Raw genomic sequence first — 18,021 nt, 5'->3', positions numbered from 1 at the left:
ATCGGTTTGCCGTCACTTCATCAATCCGTATGCGAGGATTCGAACAGGCGGTCGCGCGATCCCGTTAGATGCTCCAGCATCAACCGCCGCGCGGCCTCCGCATCGCCATCCGCTATCGCATTCGCTATCGCCTCATGCTCGGCAAACACGCGCGTGAGGCCGGATGCCTCGCGCTTCACCGACATGCCGTGAAACTTCATTCCAACCGCGATATGGTCTTTCAGAGCCTCCATGGCGGTCGAGAAATAACTGTTCCTTGCCGCCCGCGCGATGGCGAGGTGGAACTGGTAGTCGGCATCCTCCCGGTGAGACTGGCGATTGGTGGCGTCCCGCATCAACTCCAGCGCCTTTTTGATCGCCGACAGCCTTTCACCATCATGCCGCAGGGCCGCGGCCGCCGCCGCTGCCGGCTCCAGCGTCAGCCGGAATTCATAACAGTTCAGAAGATCGGCGACATTTTCCAGCTGGCCGAAACCCAGCGGTTCGCGCAGGCCGAATGCCCGCACATAGCTGCCCGAGCCTCTTCGGGAATAGATGAACCCCTGCTCGCGCAACCGCCGCAGGGCCTCGCGGACAACCGGCCTCGACACTTCGAACTCCATGGCCAGTTCATGTTCGGTCGGCAGCCGCTCATCTGGCTTATAGGCGCCGGATTTGATCGCCCGGTGCATTCGCTCGAAAATAATGTCCGGAAGTGCCTTGCGCGCCGTTTCTTTCATCAGCCCCATCTGGTCAGCTCTCTCCGGCGTCATTTTCGCCAAGCATCATTTTCGCAATTCGTTTCAACGTGTCAGCTTGCCCAAAACCGCCGGACTTCGCAATAAAACATTGGCCGCCGGACCAGCCGACACCGAGACCGGGCAGGCATTCGCCGGCAAGACGAAGACGCGAGATATCCATGCCGCGCAGTACGGCTTCGGCCGTGGCCCCACCGGACAACAACAGCGTGGTTGCCCCGTCCGTGAAGTGAGGCACGACCCCTTGCGCCAGCCGGTCGGCGACCTTGAGCGGCGAAACATCTTCAGTCCCTTGTGTCGCCTGAACGAGTGTCAGGCCAGAGCCATCACCTGCCTTAGAAGGCACGACACCATTGGATGCATCGATGACAGACGCAAAGCCGGTACCCTTGAGGACTTCAATTTGTTCCATGGTGATCGGGTCGCGCGAACCGATGACGAAAAGCCCCTTGCCCACGGGAATGGTCGCCGGTTCAGGCACAGTCCGTGCCGCCATCATTTCGGCCAGCGCCTCGGCAAGGCCCCGCGCACCCACCAGGAGATCGACCCCATTTGCCCGTCCGGCGACGAGAGCCTCGCTGATGTCCGCCTGGGATCGGGTATCGGGTATCGTGCAGCGGCTGGTGTGCCCGCCCAGCCTTTCATCAACCGGAATGGCGTCATCGACGCCAAAACCGGACACGGCCCCGCCAACGACGATACGCCCGAAATCAGGAATGGCGGGGGCGACAAGCGCATGGCGGTAGGAAATCGCGTCCATTTCCGCAGCGATATGCCCTTTCAGGCGGGAATCGATCTTCTTGAACAGAACTGTGCCGGCCGGAACCAGCGTCAGAAGTTCCTCCGTCCGACGGCGGGCTTCATCCGCCTCGCCATCCCGGCACCCCAGATTGACGCTGAGAACGGCCGGCGCATCCGCCAGTGCCGCACCGACGCCGTCAATACCGATCGCAACCTCGGTCGAAAGCCCCCGCCCCGCAAAGGGGGCGGCCGCATCAAGCGCGCCGGTCAGGTCGTCGGCAAAAATCAACAGCACGGGCGAAAACCTTAGAAAAAAGTTGTCATGTTTTCCTTCGATAAATTGATTTATAATCAATAGATAAATGGAAGTGAATAACAAAAATAATGCGGCGCTTCGATTAACCAAGCCGGCCGCCATCCATCAGACGGCAAGATCAGGAACGGAAGACGACGAACGGCTTTTCGTCGCTAGATGAAGCGGAAAGGCAAGCCTGAGATAAGCGCTTTGACAAAGCGCTTTTTTTGAAAACGCCCGTTCAGCGACACGCGCGGCAGAAGCATCGGCGTTTCGAGGCTGCGGGGTCCGAGAACACCCGCCTGCGTGGTGACCGCCACGGGAAATCCCGCTGAGAATATCGCATTCGCTTCGCGTTCTCCCACCGCCTTTGTCGAGCCATAGGGATAGGAAAAGGATTGTGGCCGATGCGCGACATAGGCCTCTATCCGGCGCGTCGATTCCTCGATCTCGTAGGCCAGACGCGCCGCATCGATCTTGCGCATGTTCACATGCGTCATGGTATGCGCGCCGAGATGAACCAGGGGATCACCCGACAACGCCTTGAGTTCGGCCGCATCCATGACGAGTTCGTCTACGATGGCGATCGGATCGATACCATATTGCCTCGCCGTACGGTCGATCCTCTCCACCGCCTCATCCTCCGCGAAGCCCTGGACGAAGTTTTCCAGACGCGCGAATGCGTCAGCTTTTTGCCAAGGGCTGGAGGATTTCACCTGTTCCGGCCCTGCCCCGAAATCAAAGTCGAAGGACGCCGCCTTTTGCGTCAGCGCGGCAGCGGTCTCCCACCACATGCTGCGCGTCCGCTCGACAAAGCCCGGCGTGATGAAAATCGTGTAGGGAACGGCGTATTTGCGGAAGACCGGAGCGGCATATTCGACATTGTTGCGATAACCATCGTCAAGCGTGAAGGCGCAAAACGCCCGCTCCTCGGAATTATCGGTGAGCAAGCGCGGCAGATCATGCAGATGAACGGGCACAAGACCGCATTCGAGCGCGGCCACTATCGCCTCTTCCAGAAACTGCGGCGTGATCGACAGGTGCACATTCGGTGCAAAAGCCGAAACATCCGCATCCGGGCGAACATGGTGGAGCGTGAAGATCGCGCCGCGTCCGGCAAAGAATGGGATAGCCGCACGAACCGCCGGCAGGGAAGCAACCTCTAGCCCCGTTCTTATGGCCCCATATTTCAGCGAGCGTTTTACCGACTGCAAGAACACCATCGCCAACTACCGTGACTTCAGACCGGGCAGAACCCGTTTTTTGATAACTCTCCAGACCGTAAGCGGCAGGTCGATCAGGCCCGGCAAGGGATCGTTAGGCGCGAAAGCGGCCCAGCTGCGGATTTTGCGCAGAGAGGCGAAATAATTGCCCCCCTGCCCCCGCCGGTTCAATGTGAACGCAGCAATGGCATCGCGGACAAGATAGGACCAGGAAACGCCTTGCCGCGCATCGAAGGACTGGCCGGTCGGCATGTCATTGGCAACTTGCCACAGCAGCGCGCCAAGATCGATGCCGGCGGCCGAACACAGGCCGAACCATGACCATGGGCGTGGATTGACATCGAGAAGTTTCAGCGATCCATCCCTGCCATCGCGCTTGAATTCCACCTCGACAAGCCCGCTGTGACCAACGGATTTCAATATTTTCCGGGCCGCATCGATCGCTTGCCGGTTGTCGACCACCTCGACACAGGTGCTGGTATAACCGAAATCGACAGGATATTGGCGTGCACGCCGGGCGGTGAATTCGGCAACCGGTTCGCCATTCCGCCAGAGCGCCGCATAGGAAAACTGGCTTTCTCCTCCGCCGGGAATGAGTTCCTGTACCACGACATTGCCCGCACCGATCTCGCCGCTCGCCTCGGCAAAGGCCGCTTTCAGCGTCTGCCTGTCATCGGCGCGGATAACCTTCGCCCGGGAGATCACGGTGTCGCCGCCACCCATATTCGGCTTGAGGATAACGGGAAACCTCACCTCCAGCGCATCGATGTCAGCGGTCGATGTCAGCGCATATGTCCGGGGAAAACTGACGCCAAGCTCCGCGGCGCGTTTGTAGAGCAGCGGCTTCTCGCAGATCCATTGCAGAGAGGTCCAATCCGGCAGGACGATCTCATAAAGGGCGGAAAGCTCATCGCGATGTTGCGAAACAAGTTGAACCTCACCATCCCCCGATGGCACCAGAAGGCAACCTTTCAGATGATGTTTCCCCGCCATCTCGCGCAAAAACGCCAAAGCCCCGGCATCATGCGGCCCCGGCCAGCGGATCGTTTCCCGAACGAAACGCGACCAGCCCGGCAGGGGTGAATCATGGGTGAGATAGTGCACAGGCACATCAAGGGCGCCAAGGCTGCGGGCAAGGGCAAGCGTGCCGTGAGCGCCACCAACAATAACAACACCTGGAATGGTCACAGCCTGATCCCCGCCCTATTCCATACCTTGATCGCAAAAATTGATAAATAAATTGGATATTTCTCAATTATTGGGCGTCTGGCGATCAATGAACAGGACGGCGGAGTGTCGCTTCACACTTCTTTGCGAACGGGACGCGGCTCACCCTTGTCGTCCACAGCGACCATGATGAAGACGGCCTCGGTGACCTTTTCCCGGGAATCCTGATAATGCCTGCGGGTCCAAGCCTCAATCTTGAGTGTGACGGAGGTGCGCCCGACCTTTTCGATCCTGGTGTAGACGCACAAGGTATCGCCGATCTTGACCGGTTTCTTGAAGACGATTTCATGAACCGCCACGGTAACGGTACGCCCGCCCGCCACATCATTGGCGCGGACGAAGGCCGCAAGGTCCATCTGCGACATGACCCAGCCGCCGAAAATATCGCCGGCCGGATTGGCGTCCGCCGGCATGGCAAGCGTTCTGAGCGTGAGTTCCATATCGGTGGGCGGTTGCTGGTCCATGTCTCAAATTCCTTTCAAGAACCTCCCGCCGCCGGATTTAAACAACAGCCTCCCATCAGCCAATAGCTGATTTTTCGCGGCAGCCTTTCCAAAACAGCAAGGAATCACGACGTCATCGTAAGCTTCGGTTAACCATGATGGGGCACGATTCCAAAAAACGCGGGGGCGTGCAAATGGCTTATGACTGGAGTGGAAACAACACGATACAGCAGCGCTATGACCGTATCGTTCTCGCGGTCGCCAGCGTCGTCGCCATCAGTCTGGCAACAGGCACCCTTGCCCTGCGTTCGCAGGAAGGACCGGGCGGCACCGTAAGCCTTGCCAAACAGCAGCGGCTCAACTCGGAACAATGGCATTTGCGGCTTTGATCCGCCCGATTGGGCCAACGGGCCGCACAGCCCGGCGGCCGCTTATTGCGGAGCGATATCCGGTTTCGCTGTATTTTCCTTCATAAAGGCGTGATCCAGATGGGCCACAGCCGGGGAAAGAACAGACAGAAATGTCTCTGACCTGCCGATATAGATAATAGCCACGTCTTCGATCCCACGCAGAACCTCGGCCAGCGTATCCTGCGTCTGTTTTTCCAGCCCTTCCAGCAAATCGTCGATGACGATGAATTTCGGCTTCAGCAACAGCGCATTGGCGATCCTGAGGCTGGCCTGCTCATCCGAATCCAGCTTCTTGTCCCAGCGGATGTTTTCGTCAAGCCGGGATGCCATCTCACCGAGCCCGCATGCGGTAAGCGCAGCAACATAGTCCTCCTCCGCAAACCGCTGGGGTGCGCGCGGATAGGCCAGAACTTCGCGTAGCGTCCCCGTCGGCAGATAGCCGTGCTGGGCGATGAAAAGCGTATCGGACTGTTCGGGCATTTCTATTCGGCCCTGCCCCCAGGGCCACAGGCCCGCCATTGCGGCAAAGAGCAGCCGCCGGTTCACGCCCTGCTCGCCATTGACCATGAGACGATCGCCGGGTCCGATTTCAACATCGGTCTCGCGCAAGCGAAAACCCCGCTCCAGGTCCTGCCCACCGGCATCGCGGCAGATCGTCACCGACTGGAGGCGGATTTTATCATTCTCCGTGCTTCTTTGAAGATCGATCGCCAGACCATGCTGTTCGACACTGTCCATCTGGATCAGGGCGTTGCGGAACACCGAAACACGCTGCAACGTCGCCTTCCAGCTGGCGATCGGCCCGAAATTGTCGATATACCAGCGCAGCGCCGTATTGACCTGGTTGAAAGCCCCGACAGCCATCATCAGCCCGCCGAAGGTGAGGTTGCCGGAAAAATAAACCGGCGCGGCAATCAGAATGGGCGCGACGACCGCCAGCCACCCGTAGCCCGACGAAACCCACGTCAGATGCGTCATCGCCATGGCAAGGCCCCGGATCACACCGAGCACCGCATCGATATCGACGCCGATCCGCCGCCTCTCGTTTTTTTCACCACGCGCGAGCGCAATCGCCGCCAGATTTTCGCTGGCGCGCATCAGAGAAAAGCGCAGTTCGGCCTCTTTCGAATAACGTTCTGCATTCAGCCCGACCAGACGGTAGCCGACAAGGTTGCTGAGCAGCGATGCCGAGCCTGCATAAAAGATCGCCGCCCAGACCATGTATCCCGGAATGGGCACGGGATCGCCGTTGATCGTAATGGAAAAGCCCGCCGACAGGCTCCAGAGAACGCCGATGAAGCTGATGAGCAGGATCGTCGCATTTACAAGGCCAATGGAAAGCGCCGTGCTGCTTTCCGCAAGATTGCGAACGTCATCGTGCAAACGCTGGTCCGGGTTGATCGCGATGGTGCCGAAACCGGCAAGACGCGCGGCGCGGCCCGGTTTCAGCCACTGGTCCACCATATCCTTGGCAAGACCCTCGCGCATGTTCAGCGCCGTCATCTGGTTCAGCCATGTCTGGATGACGTTGAGAAGAAGCAACAGCCCGGCAATGATCGCGAAGACCTCAAGCTGATGGAGGAAGGCGCCAAGGTCGCGCCGTTCCAGCGCGTTGTAAAACGGTGCGTTCCATTCGTTGAGCCTGATCTGGCCATAGGCGGTGAGCAATATCACGACGAGCAGGGCAATCGACAGCAATATCAGCCGGTTGCGCACCGGTGACGTCCAGAAGGCATTGCCCATCATGCGCAGCTGCGCACGAAAATCGAGATCGAAGCCCGAAAGGTTAGCCCCGCTCTTGCGCTGATCGTCGGTCACCGTTGTTGCCATTCAGTCCATTCCGAAACGTCAGTCGGCAAAGAAAGCGGTTCGCGATCCTGCGCTTTGCAATGCCAAGCAATAACACGCCGTTCGACCTTGTCCACAACCCCGGCGAAATCCTGACGGCGGCGATTTAAAAGCCCCGGCGATTCTTCCTGCGGGCAAACATCGCGGCCTCTACCAACAATGCGATTGCCCCGGGAAATGATCCTTGCTTTCTTTTCCTGCATTGCACAAAATCCGAATAATTTCAGAGGGGCGGACAAACCGCATAAACCGGAAAACCGGGCAAGGCAGATTAATGGCAATCAAAGCGAGCATCTATCATCTGACGCATTATAAATACGACAATCCGGTTCGCCTTGGACCGCAAATCATAAGATTGAAGCCCGCCTCCCACTCCAGAACCCACGTCATCAGCCATTCGCTCAAGGTTTCCCCGTCCAATCATTTCGTGAACCTTCAACAGGATCCTTACGGCAATTACCTCGCCCGTTTCGTTTTTCCCGAGCCGGCGACGGAATTTAAGATCGAGGTCGATCTTGTCGCCGATATGACGGTTTACAATCCGTTCGATTTCTTCGTGGAGGAAGAAGCGACCAAATGGCCGTTCGACTATCCGCAGGAGTTGCAGGAAGATCTGTCCATCTACATGAAACCGGAACCGACCGGCCCCCTGCTTTCCGCCTTCATGGCCACGGTCGACCACACGCCCGGACAACCGACCGTCGATATGGTCGTGGGCCTCAACGCCCGTCTGCAACAGGAAATCGGTTACGTCATCCGCATGGAGCCGGGGGTTCAGACCCCGGAAGAAACGCTGGCTTCCGGCAGGGGGTCGTGCCGCGACAGCAGCTGGCTGTTCGTCCAGATCCTCAGACATCTCGGCCTTGCCGCGCGTTTCGTATCGGGATACCTGATCCAGCTGACGCCGGATCTCAAGGCGCTGGACGGCCCGTCCGGAACGGAGGTGGATTTCACTGATCTGCATGCCTGGGCCGAGGTCTACATGCCGGGCGCGGGCTGGATCGGTCTCGATCCCACTTCGGGGCTTTTGACCGGCGAGAGCCATATTCCGCTGGCGGCAACGCCGCATTTCCGCAATGCAGCGCCGATTTCCGGCGGTTATTTCGGCGAGGCCAATACGGAATTCGCTTTCGATATGCAGGTCCGGCGCGTTGCCGAAACCCCGCGCATCACCAAACCCTTCTCCGATGAGAGCTGGGAGAGCCTCAACACGCTCGGCAAAGAGGTCGATCAGGTTCTGAATGCCCATGACGTGCGGCTGACCATGGGCGGCGAGCCGACATTCGTTTCCATTGACGATTTCGAATCCGAAGAATGGAACACCGACGCGGTTGGACCGACGAAACGCGAAAAGGCGGATGCCTTGATCCGCCGCCTGCGCGAACGTTTCGCCCCCGGCGGCTTTTTGCATTACGGGCAGGGAAAATGGTATCCGGGCGAGAGCCTGCCCCGCTGGACCTTTTCGCTTTACTGGCGCAAAGACGGACTGCCGATCTGGCAAAACCCGGCGCTGATCGCCGAAGAAGACGCAAATACCGGCGTCGAGGCACAGGACGCGCAGAAACTGCTGAGCGGCATCGCCACTCATCTTGGCGTGGAACCGGATCTGGTACTTCCGGCCTATGAGGATCCGGCCGAATGGATCATCAAGGAAGGCAGTCTTCCCGACAATGTCGATCCGTCCAATTCGAAACTGAAGGACCCCGAAGAGCGAAACCGTATTGCCCGCGTGTTCGAACGCGGATTGACGACCCCGACGGGCTATATTCTTCCGGTGCAGGCGTGGAACGCCAAGGCCGATGGCAAAGGCTGGGTCAGCGAGAAATGGAATACGCGGCGCGGCAAGATCTTCCTCGTCCCGGGCGACAGCCCGGTCGGTTACCGCCTGCCGCTCGGCACCCTGCCCCACGTGCCGCCATCCGCCTATCCCTATATTCACGAGGCCGACCCTTCGATCCCGAGGGGGCCGCTTCCCGACAAATTCAAGCCCTCCGGGCGCACCATGCCGGAAGCTTCTTTCCACGTCGATGAAGCCTCCGGGCAGGAACGCATCGAACAGACGCTGGGAGAAATTGGCGGCGCGGTGCGCACCGCAATGTCCGTGGAACCGCGCGACGGACGGCTTTGCGTCTTTATGCCACCGGTCGAACGCATCGAGGACTATCTCGAACTGATCGCCGCGGCGGAAGCGGCAGCGACCGATCTCGGACTGCCGGTCCATATCGAAGGCTATGGCCCGCCGCATGACGAGCGCATCAATGTCATCCGCGTCGCGCCCGATCCCGGCGTCATCGAGGTCAACATCCACCCGGCCGCCAGCTGGAAGGATTGCGTCGACATCACCACGGCGGTCTACGACGAGGCACGCCAGACGCGTCTGGGCGCCGACAAGTTCATGATCGACGGCCGCCACACCGGCACCGGCGGGGGCAACCATGTGGTCGTGGGCGGCGCCAACCCCAATGACAGCCCTTTCCTGCGTCGGCCCGATCTTCTGAAAAGCCTCGTCTTGCACTGGCAGCGGCACCCGTCGCTCTCCTACCTGTTCTCCGGCCTGTTCATCGGCCCGACAAGTCAGGCGCCACGCATCGACGAAGCCCGCCACGACAGTCTCTATGAGCTGGAAATCGCGCTCGCGCAGGTGCCAGCCCCCAGTGAAGGCGCGCCACCATTGCCATGGCTGGTCGACCGTCTGTTTCGCAACCTGCTTACGGATGTGACGGGCAATACCCACCGCGCCGAAATCTGCATCGACAAGCTGTTTTCGCCGGATGGGCCGACAGGCCGCCTCGGCCTCGTGGAGTTCCGCGGTTTTGAGATGCCGCCGAACGCCCGTATGTCGCTCGCCCAGCAATTGCTGGTACGCGCCCTCATCGCCCGTTTCTGGAAAAACCCGGCCGCCGGAAAATTCGTGCGCTGGGGCACGACGCTCGCCGACCGTTTCATGCTACCGCACTATATCTGGGCAGACTTCATGGACGTGCTCGGGGATCTCAGGGAAAACGGTTTTGACCTGAAGCCGGAATGGTTCACCGCCCAGCAGGAATTCCGTTTCCCGTTCTTCGGCGAGGTGGAATATGAGGGCGCGAAGCTGGAATTGCGGCAGGCGCTGGAACCCTGGCATGTGATGGGTGAACAGGGCGCCATCGGCGGAACCGTGCGTTATGTCGACAGCTCCGTCGAGCGCCTCCAGGTGCGCCTCGAAACCTCTAACCCGTCCCGTTATGCCGTTACATGCAATGGACGTGCGGTTCCGCTGACCGCGACGGAAAATCGCAGCGTCGCGGTGGCGGGGGTTCGCTTCAAGGCATGGCAGCCTTCCGCCGGCCTGCATCCTGTGCTGCCCGTCAATTCACCCTTGACCTTTGACATTTATGATACATGGTCGGGCCGATCGATCGGCGGATGCATCTACCATGTTGCTCATCCGGGCGGGCGCAATTACGAGACATTTCCCGTCAACGGCAACGAAGCCGAGGCACGCCGCCTCGCCCGTTTCGAACCATGGGGACATACGGCCGGGCAATATCCGCTGATGGCGGAAACCGTGTCGCCAGAATTTCCGCTGACGCTCGATCTGCGCCGGCCATACGGAGTGTAAATTGTCCAAAGCCCCGGCAACGGAACGCAAGAGGGAAACGGGCGCGCAACCGCGCGGGCTTGATTATTCCCCCTTGCCTGGCGTCGCCGACGAAATGCTCGACACCAACGGCAAGGTAAGACCAGTCTGGAAACACCTGCTCGGCGCCTTGTCGCGCATGTCTGAACGCGAATTGCACGAACGCTTTGCCCGCACCGACCGCTATCTGCGCGATGCGGGCGTGTTCTACCGCGATTACGCCAAGGGGAGCAGCGAAAGAAACTGGCCGATCTCCCATATTCCGGTGCTGATCGACGACAAGGAATGGGCGGTTCTTTCCGAGGGGCTGAAACAGCGCGCCAATCTTCTGGAAGCCATGGTCGCCGATTTTTACGGTGAAAACCGGCTGGTAAAGGAAGGCTATGTTCCACCAGCGCTGATCGCCTCCAATCCCGAATATCTGCGGCCGATGGTCGGGGTAAAACCGGCAAGCGGTCATTACCTGCATTTCTGCTCTTTCGAGATCGGGCGTGGACCGGATGGTAACTGGTGGGTGCTGGCCGACAGGACGCAGGCGCCTTCCGGCGCGGGTTTTGCGCTCGAAAACCGGGTGGCGACCACGCGCGCGCTTTCCGACATCTATGCGGAAACCCATGTTCACCGTCTCGCTTCGTTTTTTGGCGCTTTCCGCGACACGTTACAGGCGCACAGAAAGCACCCGGATGACCGCATCGCGGTGCTGACGCCCGGACCCGCAAACGAAACCTATTTCGAACACGCCTATATCGCCCGTTATCTCGGCTTCATGCTGCTCGAGGGCGAGGATCTGACCGTCCTCAACGGCCGCGTGATGGTGAGAACCGTGGCCGGGCTGAAGCCGATCGGCGTGCTCTGGCGGCGTCTCGACGCCTCCTATTCCGACCCGCTGGAACTGAATCAGCAATCCCACATCGGCACGCCGGGCATGGTGCAGGCGCTGCGCAACGAAGCACTGACAATCGTCAACGCGCTCGGCACCGGCATTCTCGAGACGCGGGCCTTGCTTTCCTTCATGCCGCGCGTCTGCCGTCACCTGCTTGGCGAAGACCTGAAACTGCCGTCGATCGCGACCTGGTGGTGCGGGCAGGAATCGGAACGCCGCCATGTCGCCGGCAATATCGAAGGCATGGTTATCGGCCCGGCCTATTCCCGGCTTCCTTTCTTCGAAGACAACGGCCAGTCTGTGCTCGGATCGTCCCTGCGCGAAACAGCGAAGGAATCGATCAGCGACTGGCTTGCCTCCGATGGCCACAGGCTGGTGGGCCAGGAGGTGGTAACACTCTCCACAACCCCGGCCTATATCGACAACAAGCTCGTGCCGCGCCCGATGAGCCTTCGCGTTTTTGCCGCACGCACGCAGGATGGCTGGCAGATCATGCCCGGCGGCTTTGCGCGGATCGGCAGCAGCAACGATGTCTCCGCCATCGCCATGCAATCGGGCGGCAGTGCTGCGGATGTCTGGATCGTCAGCGACAAGCCGGTGGAACGCACCACGCTTTTGCCGGCGGAAGAAAGCTTCACCCGCAACATGCCGGGCAGCCTGCCCAGCCGGGCTGCGGATAACCTCTTCTGGCTCGGCCGCTATATCGAACGTTCGGAAGGGGCACTACGCATTCTACGCGCCTGGCACGGGCGTTATGCCGAATCCGCCGACCCACGCCAGCCCCTGCTTGCGCATGTGACGCGTTATCTCGAAGCGCTGGATGTGGAGATGAACGATGCCGTGCCGGAAAGCCTGCTGAACAATATCAACAGCGCGCTTTATTCCGCCAGCAACATTCGCGACCGCTTTTCGCCGGATGGATGGCTGGCGCTGAACGATCTTGCCAAGACCGCCCGCCGGTTCCACGCAAAGGTCTCGCCCGGCGACGACGCAACCCATGCCATGACGATCCTCCTGCGCAAGCTTGCCGGCTTTGCCGGTCTCGTGCATGAAAACATGTATCGGTTCACCGGCTGGCGTTTCCTGTCGATCGGTCGCTATCTCGAACGCGGCCTGCATATGACGCGGCTTCTCGGCCATATGACGGGACCGGATGCACCGGATGGCTCCTATGATATGCTGCTGGAAATCGGCGACAGCGTCATGACTCATCGCCGCCGTTACAACGTCAGCACGGCGGGTCTGACCGTCACCGATCTTCTGGCGCTCGATCCGCTCAATCCACGGTCGATCCTGTTCCAGTTGAATGAAATCCGCACCGAGGTGGAGCAGCTTCCGAACGCCTTTGTAAACGGCCAGATGTCGCCCTTTTACCGCGAGGCGATGCGGCTGCATTCCGGTCTTGCCGTGATGACGCCGGAAAACATGAACGGCGCGATCTATCGCCAGCTCGAAACGGACATGGAGCATCTTTCCGATGTTCTGGCCCGTACTTATCTCGGATAACCCGATGCTTTATGATCTTTCCCTGCATATGGGTTACACCTACGACACGCTGGCCCACGGCGCGCGCCATATTATCCGGGTTCTGCCCCTGTCGATCCCTGGCCGGCAGCGGCTTGTCGCCGGTTCTATCGATGTTTCGCCGGTGCCGGAAGAACGCGCCATCTTTACGGATTTCTTTCATCAATCGGCCACATCAGTGCATCTGCGCGCGCCGCACGAGAAACTGGATATCCGCATGCAGGCGCGTGTGATGGTGGACGCGCCAGCGTTGACGGCTGATTTTTCACCGGAGCTTTCACGCCTGCCGCAGGGCCTTGCCGACGTCTGGTCGATCGACTCCCAGTCGCCGCACCACTTCATCGGCACCAGTCCGAGACTAGGGACGGATGCGGCAATCTCGGCCTATGCACGAGAAGTGCTGAAACCCGGAATGACCATTCGCGAGATCGCCCTCTCGATATGCAAACGCATCCACAGGGACTTCACCTATGACGGTGAGGCAACGACCGTGGATACGACGCCATCGGAAGCCTTCAAGCTGAAACGCGGCGTGTGTCAGGATTTTTCGCATATCATGATCATGGCGCTACGCAGCCTCGGCATTCCCGCCGGTTACGTCAGCGGCTTCCTGCGCACCATTCCTCCACCGGGCAAGGAGCGTCTGGAAGGTGCCGATGCGATGCATGCCTGGGTTCGCATCTGGTGCGGCGAGGCGGCCGGTTATCTGGAGCTCGACCCCACCAATGATATTGCGGCTGGAAGCGACCATATCGTCGTTGGTTATGGCCGGGATTATTCCGATGTCGCGCCGGTGATCGGCGTTTTGAAGAGCTACGGCAATCAGCAGATAAAACAGGCCGTCGACGTCATTCCCGTCCAATAATGACACGCGATTTATTATTCCGACCCCATCCGAAATAATTCTTGAAAATACTTGGAAAACTGCGCCAATTTGAACGCCATATAAAATTTAACCGTTTGTATTAGCGGATTTTACATCGTTTGTAGGTTTCCTGCGCTCAACCGAATATTCTAATTGTTGAGCACTCTTATGAACGCCTCCGCACCCCAAAAACTGAAGCGCCGTTTCCTTGCCGACACGAGCGGCAATTTTGGCATGATGACTGCAATCCTGTTGCCGGTATTATTGGGTGTCGCAGGCGCCGGCATAGAACTGGCCAATGTGATGCAGGTGAAAGCGGACCTGCAGAATACGGCAGATTCTGCAGCCCTTGCGGCGGCGACCGAAGCCCGTTTGAAAAAAGGCGAGCTGACCGACGAACAGATCAAGGAGACCGCCAAAGCCTTCATCGTCAGCCAGATGGAAAAGAACCTGACGGAGGAAGAGAAGAAGGAACTCGAGAAAAACTCCCCAATCAATATTGGCACGACGGAAAATGCACGCGGCAAGACTTACACCATCGAGACCACGATCAACTATCAGATGAAGCTCAATCCGCTGCTGGGGTTCATCGGACCAAAAACACTCGACATCGCGGCGACGGGCACCGCAGTGAGCACCGTCAACAAGGGCGCGCCGATCTCCATGTATCTGGTGCTCGACCGCTCCGGTTCAATGTCCTTCAAGACGGATACCGTCAATACCGAAAAAACGTCGTGCCAGAACTACACGGCCGGCAATTGGAGCAGCTACCCCAGCCTTAAAAACACATCACCCTGCTACGTCAACAAGGCCACATCGTTGAAAACAGCGATCAGCTTTCTCGTTGCCACACTGAAGACGGCAGATCCAACTCATACCGCCGATGGCGGTTCCCAACTGGTTCGAACGGGTGCTTCTGTTTACACGCACGAGGCCTATACATCTCAGGCCATCAGCTGGGGAACCAGCGGTATTGTCAGCTATGTCGACAAGGAGATCCCAGAATTTCCAACTGGCGGTACAGACGCGACCAGCGGCCTGGACGCAGCTTACAACGCCCTCAAAAAGGTGAACCCAACTGAAGCTGACGAGCACAAGAAGGAGAAAAACGAATCCTTCGAGCGTTACATCGTTCTTATGACGGACGGCGAAATGACGGGGTATAGCGCCACGTGGAACGCCGGTATCGATGCGGCCGTCCTCAAGACCTGCGAGAAAGCCAAGAAGGACGGCATCAAAGTTTTCAGCGTCGCCTTCATGGCGCCTGCGAAAGGCCAAAAGCTGCTACAGGAATGCGCTTACACTAAAGACAATTATTACGAGCCCAAAAACTTGGAGCAGATCGTCACTGCCTTCGGCGAAATCGCGCGCAAGGCTGCCGGCAGCATAGCCACGCTGACCAACTGACGAAATATGGCGGGCACAGGCCCGGAAGCGTGATCACTCCGGAGCTACCTTGCCCCGTTGCATGGCTGACAAGGCGTGCGCGGCAGGTGACAGCGGCGGCGGCCCGTGGCATAGGAGGGCCGCTCCCATTCACAGGCCCCGTCATGATCCGCATTGAAAATATCAGCAAGTCGAACAGTCACCGCATTCTCTACATCGAGGCCTCCGCCGCGCTCAATCGCGGCGAGAAGATCGGTCTTGTCGGCCCGAACGGCTCCGGAAAGACCACGCTGTTCCGGATGATCACCGGCGAGGAGCAACCCGATGAGGGACAGGTCGTCGTCGAAAAGGGCATGACGGTCGGTTACTTCAATCAGGATGTCGGCGAGATGTCCGGCCGCTCCGCCGTGGCCGAAGTCATGGAAGGTGCTGGCCCGGTCAGCGAAGTGGCGGCCGAACTGCGGCAACTGGAAGCCGCCATGTCCGATCCCGACCGGATGGACGAAATGGATGCCATCATCGAGCGTTATGGCGAAGTACAGGCGCGTTATGAAGAGCTGGACGGATACGCGCTTGAGGGCCGCGCGCGCGAAGTTCTGGCCGGACTGAGCTTCAGCCAGGAAATGATGGACGGCGATGTCGCCAAACTTTCCGGCGGCTGGAAAATGCGCGTGGCGCTCGCCCGCATCCTTTTGATGCGCCCGGACGTGATGCTGCTCGACGAACCATCGAACCATCTCGATCTCGAAAGCCTGATCTGGCTCGAGGATTTTCTGAAGACCTATGACGGCGCGCTTTTGATGACCGCGCATGACCGCGAATTCATGAACCGCATCGTGACGAAGATCATCGAAATCGATGGCGGCAGTCTCAACACCTATTCCGGCGACTACGGCTTTTACGAACAGCAGCGGGCGCAGAACGAAAAGCAGCAGCAGGCGCAATTCGAGCGCCAGCAGGCGATGCTCGCCAAGGAAATCAAATTTATCGAACGCTTCAAGGCGCGCGCATCGCACGCTTCGCAGGTGCAGAGCCGTGTCAAGAAACTCGAGAAGATCGACCGCGTCGAGCCGCCCAAGCGGCGCCAGACGGTCGCTTTCGAATTCGCACCGGCGCCCAGATCGGGCGAAGATGTCGTTGCGCTGAAGAAAGTGAACAAGGCCTATGGCAGCCGCACGATCTACGGTGAGCTGGATTTCATGGTGCGGCGCAAGGAGCGCTGGTGCATCATGGGCGTCAACGGTGCCGGAAAATCAACTTTGCTGAAACTGGTGACCGGCACGACCGCGCCGGACTCCGGCAACGTCACGCTCGGCGCCAGCGTCAAGCTCGGTTATTTCGCCCAGCACGCCATGGATGTTCTGGATGGCGACAGCACCATTCTCGAATGGCTGGAGGAGCGTTTTCCGAAAGCCGGCCAGGCACCGCTGCGCGCCCTTTCCGGCTGTTTCGGTTTTTCCGGCGACGATGTGGAAAAACGCTGCCGTGTTTTGTCCGGCGGTGAAAAAGCCCGTCTCGTCATGGCCGCCATGCTGTTTGACCCGCCGAATTTCCTGGTTCTGGACGAGCCGACGAACCATCTCGACCTCGACACCAAGGAAATGCTGATCAAGGCCCTGTCGGAATATGAAGGCACGATGCTGTTCGTTTCTCACGATCGTCATTTTCTGGCCGCCCTTTCAAACAGGGTGCTGGAACTGACACCGGATGGCATCCACCAATTTGGCGGCGGATACACGGAATATGTGGAAAGCACCGGACAGGAAGCACCCGGTCTGCGCAGCTAACACGACGCACGCACCGAAAGCCTGCGCATCAGGGAACTTGCTGACGAGCCGTTGATCGTTTCGGAACGCGGATCGTGACCGCATAGCTACGACCTGACGATCAAGTTTTTCAGCGAAGCCGGGCTTCTGACGTTTCGCATGGGTGAAGAATGCGCGCGATCCGGCAAGAGATGCGATCACCAAGGGTAGAATTGGTATGATCATTGAGTTTTATTGAAATTCATCATACATATTTCATGGGCATCGCGCCCTGCCTCGATTTTAATGCATGGTGACCCAGGTGCCTGAACAGCAAAAGCAGCGCAATAAATCTTCCGGTTCTCTGGTCAGCCAGGTCAGTCTGAGTCTGAGAAACGCGATTGCCTCAGGGCAATACGGACCCGGCGACCGGCTGCCCAGCGAAATCGAGATGACGGAAACGCATGGCGTCAGCCGCACAGTCGTGCGCGAGGCGGTCACGGGTCTGCGCTGCGACGGGCTGGTGGAGGTTCGCCAGGGGGCGGGCATCTTCGTGCTGAAGCGCGAGAAGGAAATCTCGTCCGCTCCCGGTATCGATCGCGCCCGGCTATCTTCCGATCTGGAAGTTCTGGAAATCAGAACGCCGCTTGAAATCGAGGCGGCTGGCCTTGCCGCTCTTCGCCGCTCACCATCGCAGGAAGAGGCTATTTTCGACTGTCATGCCCGGCTTCTCGAATGTATTGAGCAAAACCGCTCTATTCGCGAGGCTGATCTGGCTCTTCACCTCGCCGTAGCGGCCGCGACCAACAATCCGCTTTTTACGCAATTCCTCGAGTTGCACGGCCAGGCCGTCATCCCGCAATCCCGCGTGGTTTCCGAAACTGCGGAAAACGACCAGACGGCCTACAGACGGCTGATCCACAAGGAACATGAAGCGATCGTCATCGCCATATCGGACAGAAATGAACAGGACGCCAAACTGGCGATGCAGGCGCATTTGCGCGGCAGCCAGCACCGCTACCGCGACATGATGCGCGACCTGCGGGGCATCGCACACAGCTAGAGCATGCCCAGT

14 protein-coding genes are annotated in these 18,021 nt (G+C 59.1%); 7 read left to right on the top strand and 7 right to left on the bottom strand.

Annotated elements, in window-relative coordinates; translation table 11 throughout:
• Positions 1-20 precede the first annotated feature (20 nt).
• The 5 genes from RS75_RS00440 to RS75_RS00420 form a co-directional block, all read right to left on the bottom strand.
• Positions 21-728 carry a FadR/GntR family transcriptional regulator gene (locus RS75_RS00440; RefSeq protein ID WP_045016295.1) on the bottom strand — a complete coding sequence of 236 codons (708 nt, stop codon included), beginning with the start codon at positions 726-728 and terminating at the stop codon, positions 21-23.
• Between the two features lie 4 nt (positions 729-732).
• Positions 733-1,773, bottom strand: a complete 1,041-nt coding sequence (locus RS75_RS00435; RefSeq protein WP_045016293.1) for a four-carbon acid sugar kinase family protein — start codon at positions 1,771-1,773, stop codon at positions 733-735.
• Between the two features lie 173 nt (positions 1,774-1,946).
• A complete protein-coding gene (locus RS75_RS00430) occupies positions 1,947-2,996 on the bottom strand; it encodes a polysaccharide deacetylase family protein (protein ID WP_045016675.1) in 1,050 nt (349 codons plus the stop codon).
• Between the two features lie 6 nt (positions 2,997-3,002).
• Entirely contained in the window at positions 3,003-4,184 is a 1,182-nt protein-coding gene (locus RS75_RS00425; RefSeq protein WP_045016290.1) for a carboxylate--amine ligase, read from the bottom strand.
• Positions 4,185-4,297: 113 nt separating this feature from the next.
• On the bottom strand, positions 4,298-4,687 hold the full coding sequence (locus tag RS75_RS00420; protein WP_045016288.1) for an acyl-CoA thioesterase: 390 nt from the start codon (positions 4,685-4,687) through the stop codon (positions 4,298-4,300).
• Positions 4,688-4,860: 173 nt separating this feature from the next.
• Between RS75_RS00420 and RS75_RS00415 the strand changes: the two genes are divergently transcribed.
• A complete protein-coding gene (locus RS75_RS00415) occupies positions 4,861-5,055 on the top strand; it encodes a hypothetical protein (protein ID WP_045016673.1) in 195 nt (64 codons plus the stop codon).
• Between the two features lie 42 nt (positions 5,056-5,097).
• On the opposite strand, the gene RS75_RS00410 is transcribed toward RS75_RS00415, so the two are convergent.
• Both RS75_RS00410 and RS75_RS26570 read right to left on the bottom strand, forming a co-directional pair.
• Positions 5,098-6,906, bottom strand: coding sequence for an ABC transporter ATP-binding protein/permease (locus RS75_RS00410; protein WP_045016285.1), 1,809 nt, complete (start codon positions 6,904-6,906; stop codon positions 5,098-5,100).
• Positions 6,891-7,127 (bottom strand): hypothetical protein, encoded by a 237-nt coding sequence (locus RS75_RS26570; protein WP_045016283.1) that lies wholly within the window; start codon positions 7,125-7,127, stop codon positions 6,891-6,893. The genes RS75_RS00410 and RS75_RS26570 overlap by 16 nt, the downstream gene beginning before the upstream one ends.
• A 71-nt stretch (positions 7,128-7,198) precedes the next feature.
• Between RS75_RS26570 and RS75_RS00400 the strand changes: the two genes are divergently transcribed.
• From RS75_RS00400 to RS75_RS00375, 6 genes are all read left to right on the top strand, one after another.
• Positions 7,199-10,525, top strand: a complete 3,327-nt coding sequence (locus RS75_RS00400) for a transglutaminase family protein (protein ID WP_045016281.1) — start codon at positions 7,199-7,201, stop codon at positions 10,523-10,525.
• Position 10,526: 1 nt separating this feature from the next.
• Entirely contained in the window at positions 10,527-12,932 is a 2,406-nt protein-coding gene (locus RS75_RS00395) for a circularly permuted type 2 ATP-grasp protein (RefSeq protein WP_045016279.1), read from the top strand.
• A gap of 4 nt (positions 12,933-12,936) precedes the next feature.
• Positions 12,937-13,815 carry a transglutaminase family protein gene (locus RS75_RS00390; protein WP_045016277.1) on the top strand — a complete coding sequence of 293 codons (879 nt, stop codon included), beginning with the start codon at positions 12,937-12,939 and terminating at the stop codon, positions 13,813-13,815.
• A gap of 168 nt (positions 13,816-13,983) precedes the next feature.
• On the top strand, positions 13,984-15,222 hold the full coding sequence (locus tag RS75_RS00385; RefSeq protein ID WP_045016274.1) for a vWA domain-containing protein: 1,239 nt from the start codon (positions 13,984-13,986) through the stop codon (positions 15,220-15,222).
• Between the two features lie 143 nt (positions 15,223-15,365).
• Complete coding sequence (locus tag RS75_RS00380) at positions 15,366-16,988, top strand: ABC-F family ATP-binding cassette domain-containing protein (protein ID WP_045016272.1); 1,623 nt, start codon at positions 15,366-15,368, stop codon at positions 16,986-16,988.
• Positions 16,989-17,256: 268 nt separating this feature from the next.
• Positions 17,257-18,009: a FadR/GntR family transcriptional regulator gene (locus tag RS75_RS00375; protein ID WP_084686311.1), complete on the top strand. Its 753-nt coding sequence runs from the start codon at positions 17,257-17,259 to the stop codon at positions 18,007-18,009.
• The last annotated feature ends 12 nt before the right edge of the window (positions 18,010-18,021 follow it).

This window comes from Rhizobium nepotum 39/7, assembly GCF_000949865.1.
Classification (GTDB): domain Bacteria; phylum Pseudomonadota; class Alphaproteobacteria; order Rhizobiales; family Rhizobiaceae; genus Agrobacterium; species Agrobacterium nepotum.
Note: the sequence above shows the minus strand (reverse complement) of the source record. Positions and strands in the feature narration are given on the sequence as shown.

Excerpts from the sequence above, each read along its gene's own strand:
- RS75_RS00390 (WP_045016277.1), top strand. The coding sequence starts at position 12,937 with ATGCTTTATGATCTTTCCCTGCATATGGGTTACACCTACGACACGCTG.
- RS75_RS00415 (WP_045016673.1), top strand. The coding sequence starts at position 4,861 with ATGGCTTATGACTGGAGTGGAAACAACACGATACAGCAGCGCTATGAC.
- RS75_RS00420 (WP_045016288.1), bottom strand. The coding sequence starts at position 4,687 with ATGGACCAGCAACCGCCCACCGATATGGAACTCACGCTCAGAACGCTT.
- RS75_RS00400 (WP_045016281.1), top strand. The coding sequence starts at position 7,199 with ATGGCAATCAAAGCGAGCATCTATCATCTGACGCATTATAAATACGAC.
- RS75_RS00440 (WP_045016295.1), bottom strand. The coding sequence starts at position 728 with ATGGGGCTGATGAAAGAAACGGCGCGCAAGGCACTTCCGGACATTATT.
- RS75_RS00375 (WP_084686311.1), top strand. The coding sequence starts at position 17,257 with ATGGTGACCCAGGTGCCTGAACAGCAAAAGCAGCGCAATAAATCTTCC.
- RS75_RS26570 (WP_045016283.1), bottom strand. The coding sequence starts at position 7,127 with ATGCAGGAAAAGAAAGCAAGGATCATTTCCCGGGGCAATCGCATTGTT.
- RS75_RS00385 (WP_045016274.1), top strand. The coding sequence starts at position 13,984 with ATGAACGCCTCCGCACCCCAAAAACTGAAGCGCCGTTTCCTTGCCGAC.
- RS75_RS00410 (WP_045016285.1), bottom strand. The coding sequence starts at position 6,906 with ATGGCAACAACGGTGACCGACGATCAGCGCAAGAGCGGGGCTAACCTT.
- RS75_RS00430 (WP_045016675.1), bottom strand. The coding sequence starts at position 2,996 with ATGGTGTTCTTGCAGTCGGTAAAACGCTCGCTGAAATATGGGGCCATA.
- RS75_RS00380 (WP_045016272.1), top strand. The coding sequence starts at position 15,366 with ATGATCCGCATTGAAAATATCAGCAAGTCGAACAGTCACCGCATTCTC.